1 protein-coding gene is annotated in these 1549 nt (G+C 71.9%); it reads right to left on the minus strand.

Annotated features, from left to right (window positions below):
- Window positions 1-154: 154 nt before the first annotated feature.
- Window positions 155-1549 (minus strand): tetratricopeptide repeat protein (locus DMC18_RS23575; RefSeq protein WP_110133365.1); only part of this gene is annotated, 1395 nt, incomplete at its 5' end.

Below are 1549 nucleotides of genomic sequence, written 5' to 3' on the forward strand. Positions count from 1 at the left end.
AGCTCGTCAGGCTCATAACCTGAAGGTCACAGGTTCAAATCCTGTCCCCGCACCCAAACTCTTCGAATGGCCTCCGTTTTCGGGGGCCATTTGTCGTTTCAGCGTACACCTCTCGAGAAAAGCCCCCGGTCCGTCGCCGGGGGCTTTCTGCGTTTCAGGGTTCCGACAGCGCGCCCAGCGCCGCCGCCATGGCCTGGGCCACGCCGTCCCAGTCGCCGCGCTCGGCCTGGCGGAAGACGCGCACGCTGTCGTACCAGGGGCTGTCGCTGCGCTCGGTCAGCCAGCGCCAGTCGCCGACGGCGTTGACGGCGATCCAGGTCGGCCGGCCAAGCGCGCCGGAGAGGTGGCCCACCGAGGTGTCGCAGGTCACCAGCAGGTCGAGATTGGCCAGGATCGCGGCGGTGTCGGCGAAGGAGCCGACCTCGTAGTCGAAGCCCAGGCCATGCACGGTCATGCCGGCGGGCAGGGCGTCGAGCTGGTCGAGACCATGGTCCTTCTGCAGGCTGACCAGGGACACGCCGGGAACGGCGGCCAGCGGGGCGAGGGCGCGCAAGGGGAAGGAGCGGCCGCGCTCGACGTCGGCGCGGGGATTGCCCTGCCAGACGACGCCGACCTTGAGGCCGGGGATCCCGGAAAGGCGATCGGCCCAGGTGGCCGCCAGGGCCGGATCGGCCGCCAGATAGCCGCCGGGGGCGGGCAGGGTCTCCAGCGTGGTCGCCAGGCCGACCGGCAGGCTGAACATCGGGCAGTGATAGTCGAAGGCGGGCGGGGCGTCGTGCGGGCCGAAGGCTTCGAACGGCCCCTCGAGCCCGGCCAGCAGCGGCAGCAGCGCCTCCTGCACCTGCAACAGCACCCGCGCGCCGAGGGCGGCGACCTGGGGCACGAAGCGCAGGCATTGCAGGCTGTCGCCCAGGCCCTGCTCGGAATGGACCAGCAGGGTCTTGCCGGCCAGGGGCTGGCCGCTCCAGCGCGGCTGGGAAAAGTCGCGGGCGATCTTCTTCTTGGCGCGGATCAGCAGGCGGCTCTCGTGCTCGCGGAAGCCGCGGGCGTAGTCGCCGCGCTTGAGCAGGGCCAGGCCCAGCATCCAGCGGGCCTCGGGCAGCTCCTTCAGGGCCAGGGCGGCCTCGTAGCCGGCGATCGCGGCGTCGAGCTGGCCCATGTGCATGCTGGCCACGGCGACGCCGAACACGGCCTCGGGCGAGTCCGGCTTGATGGCCAGGGCGGCGCGGAACGAGGCCATGGCGTCGGTGAAGCGGCTCTGCGACAGGCGCACGCCGCCCAGATTGACGTGCAGTTCGGAAAGGTTCGGGTCGACCTTCAGGCCGTCGAGCAGGGGGCGGGTCGCTTCGTCGGAGCGGCCCTCTTCGTGCAGCAGCCCGCCGAGATTGGCGTAGGCCACCGACAGGTCGGGCTTCAGCCGCACGGCCTGGACATAGGCGGCGATGGCCCCGTCGTGGTCGCCGGCGGCGCGGCGGGCCGCGCCCAGCTCCAGCTGCATCTCGCCGCCGGATGCGCCGAGCGCCAGGGCGGCCTCGATGGCGGCCAGGGC

Source organism: Caulobacter sp. D5, from assembly GCF_003185805.1.
In the GTDB taxonomy this organism is placed as follows: domain Bacteria; phylum Pseudomonadota; class Alphaproteobacteria; order Caulobacterales; family Caulobacteraceae; genus Caulobacter.